Annotated in this window: 4 protein-coding genes; 3 read left to right on the forward strand and 1 reads right to left on the reverse strand. The window is 26.8% G+C overall.

The window, feature by feature from the left end; all coding sequences use genetic code 11:
- Nucleotides 1–244 precede the first annotated feature (244 nt).
- Genes QK892_RS18265 through QK892_RS18275 form a run of 3 tightly spaced genes read left to right on the forward strand, consistent with a single transcriptional unit; the run spans nucleotide 245 to nucleotide 2397 of the window.
- Nucleotides 245–1084: a pyridoxamine kinase gene (locus tag QK892_RS18265; protein WP_317274976.1), complete on the forward strand. Its 840-nt coding sequence runs from the start codon at nucleotides 245–247 to the stop codon at nucleotides 1082–1084.
- Nucleotides 1071–1592: a TIGR04002 family protein gene (locus QK892_RS18270; protein WP_317274977.1), complete on the forward strand. Its 522-nt coding sequence runs from the start codon at nucleotides 1071–1073 to the stop codon at nucleotides 1590–1592. Before QK892_RS18265 ends, QK892_RS18270 begins: the two co-directional genes overlap by 14 nt.
- Before the next feature lie 22 nt (nucleotides 1593–1614).
- Nucleotides 1615–2397, forward strand: a complete 783-nt coding sequence (locus QK892_RS18275; protein WP_317274978.1) for an endonuclease/exonuclease/phosphatase family protein — start codon at nucleotides 1615–1617, stop codon at nucleotides 2395–2397.
- Nucleotides 2398–2454: 57 nt separating this feature from the next.
- On the opposite strand, the gene QK892_RS18280 is transcribed toward QK892_RS18275, so the two are convergent.
- On the reverse strand, nucleotides 2455–2968 hold a 514-nt coding region (locus QK892_RS18280; protein ID WP_317274979.1), incomplete at its 5' end, for a putative ABC exporter domain-containing protein.

The raw sequence follows: 2968 nt of genomic DNA on the forward strand, positions 1-2968 counted from the left end.
ATATAACTCTATTATAAACAGAAAAAACCTATAGAGTAGACTTTTTTTATCGTGTCTACTCTATAGGGTACATTTTATTTAACCTAATTATAAAGGTCTTTTTATATTTGTCTACCATAAGGGGATTATACTAGAAAGGAGTTTTTTTCTTTAGTCTTATACTTTATAATTGTATCGGTACAATGGACAAAATGTAAATCTTGGATTATTATATAGTAAATAACTTTTAGAAGTAGGTGCACTTATGAATGGAGTTAAAAAAGTAGCGACAATTAATGATTTATCTGGAATAGGGAGATGCTCTCTAACTGCAGCATTACCAGTTTTATCTGCATTAGGAGTACAATGTTGTCCTTTTCCGACAGCAGTACTATCTTCTCAAACAGAATTTGATAAATTTACTTTTTTAGATATTACTGATGAAATGATTAGATATAAAGAAACTTGGAGTGAATTGGGTATTAATTTTGATTGTATTTATAGTGGATTTTTAGGATCAGAAAAGCAAATAGATATAGTATTAGAATTTTTTGAAGAAAGAATTAAAGCATTAAAAGTTGTAGATCCAGTTATGGGTGATAATGGGGTACTTTATGATACATTTACAAATGAAATGTGTAGCAAAATAAAGAAATTAGTTTCAATAGCAGATATAGTTACTCCAAACTTAACAGAGGCTTGTATTCTAACTGGAGAAATATATGATAAATATGGAACAAGCAATGAAAAAGTGATGAAGATAGCAAGAGAAATAGCTAGTATGGGGCCAGAAAAAGTAATAATAACTGGAATTATAAGAGATAATAAAATTTATAATTTTGCTTATGATAAGAATGAAGATAAACATTTCTATGTGTGTTCAGAATATAATAATGAATCTTATAGTGGGACAGGAGATATTTTTACTTCAATAATTGTAGGTTTACTTCTAAATGGTCACGATTTGAATTATTCAATAAAAAATGCATCAAAATTTATTTATGATGCCATAAATTTTACTTCTAAGTTTAACACTAATCCAAAGGAAGGGATTATGTTTGAATTATTTTTAAAGGAGTTGATTTTAATAAATGAACACAAGTAATAAAACAAGACAAATAGTAATAACAGCGCTTTTTGTTGCAATTATTTGCATTACTACTTTTGTTTTTCATATTCCAACAGGATTTAATGGAGGATATATTCATTTAGGTGATACTTTTATATATATAGCAGCGTCACTTTTGCCAACACCATATGCTATGGTAGCAGCTGGTCTTGGAGCAGGACTTTCTGATGCATTAAGTGGTGGAATGTTATGGATTATACCCACTATGATTATCAAACCTATTATGGTTCTCTTTTTTACATCTAAAAAGAATAATTTAGTTTGTAAAAGAAATGTCCTAGCTGTATTTATTGCAGGATTTATAGGGGTACTTGGATATTATATAGCTGGAGCAATTATCTCTGGAAACTTTATATCTCCATTTGCAACTTTATTTATGGAATTAATACAACCAATTGCAAGTGGTATAATATTCTTACTTGCTGGTTATGCTTTAGATAGGATTAAAATTAGAGAAATAATTTCTTCTGCAACAGCGAAATAAATATAGATATGAGGTTATAAACATGAAGATAATGACTTTTAATCTAAGAACAGATTTTCCCTTAGATTTTAAGAATAGATGGAATAGAAGAAAAGAAATTGTATATGAAGTTATAAATAATCATGATTTTGATATAATTGGTGTTCAAGAGTTAAATAATAAAATGTTTAATGATCTCACTTCAGAAATATCTAATTATAATTTTGTCGGAAGTCCAAGAAGTAGTAAGTACTTTATTGAAAGAAATGATATTTTAGTTGCTAATAGACATAGAATATTAGATTACAATACTTTTTGGTTGTCTGATAAGCCAGAAAAAATAGGAAGCGCTGTTTGGTATTCAGTCTTTCCTAGAATTTGTACAACTGCATTAATAGAGCTAGAGGATGGACATATAATAAGAGTATATAATACTCATTTAGATTTTCTTTTACCAAAGGCAAGAGAATATGGATTGAGAAAGATTGGTGAGTATATGGAAAAGAAACATGAAAAAGATGAGCACCCAGCCATACTAATGGGAGATTTTAATGCTAGTCCTAATAGTAAGGCTATAAAAGATTTTACAGAAGGAAAATATAGCGCTAGAAAGTTTATTGCAGTACAAGAAAACAAGAGAGAAATATATTCAATGTCAACATTAAGTAAGTTTAAAGGAAAGAAAACAGGTCTTCATATAGACTATATCTTTGTTACTGAAGAATTTAATGTTAAGAATAGTGAAATAGTTTATTATAATAGAGAAGGTAGATACCCTTCAGATCATTATCCTATAAGTGCTGAATTAGAAATTAAAGATAAATAAGGATAGCAAATTAGATTATAGTTAAGAGTCTAATTTACTATCCTTTAATTATAATGATTAAGCGGTATTCATTACTTTAAAGAATAAATCTTCTAAATTACCATCTTCATTATATTTTTCCTTTAAATATTTTTTGTTGCCTGAATCAACAATTGTTCCATTTTTCATTAATATTACAGTATCTTTCCAGTAGAATGATAGTACACCTATTCTTTCTTTTGAGGATATATTCAAATTTACTTTTTTAATCTCTTTTTCAATTTCTGAATGTATATCAACTTTATTATTTTTTAGTTTTTTGATTCTTTCGTTTAGTGTAGATACTTTTTCTGAAATTTCTTCGTAATAATCAACATTGAGATATAAAAATATTGAGCAGTTTATAATTGAAAGCAATAATAGGAATATTATATCAGCAATTGAAAGAGAAGTTGTTTCAGTTAAGATATTAGAAATAAAATTTATTATTGAAGATATAATAGGTAGTTTAATTATTAAACCTTCATATAAATTATTACCTAACATATATATATTAAATTCGAATGTATAAAGTTTATAAAAATAAAAGGAT

Origin of the sequence: Clostridium lamae, from assembly GCF_033043255.1 — a bacterium.
Taxonomy (GTDB): Bacteria; Bacillota; Clostridia; order Clostridiales; family Clostridiaceae; genus Clostridium; species Clostridium lamae.

Coding starts and splice junctions, on each gene's coding strand:
- QK892_RS18270 (WP_317274977.1), top strand. CDS start 1,071: ATGAACACAAGTAATAAAACAAGACAAATAGTAATAACAGCGCTTTTT.
- QK892_RS18275 (WP_317274978.1), top strand. CDS start 1,615: ATGAAGATAATGACTTTTAATCTAAGAACAGATTTTCCCTTAGATTTT.
- QK892_RS18265 (WP_317274976.1), top strand. CDS start 245: ATGAATGGAGTTAAAAAAGTAGCGACAATTAATGATTTATCTGGAATA.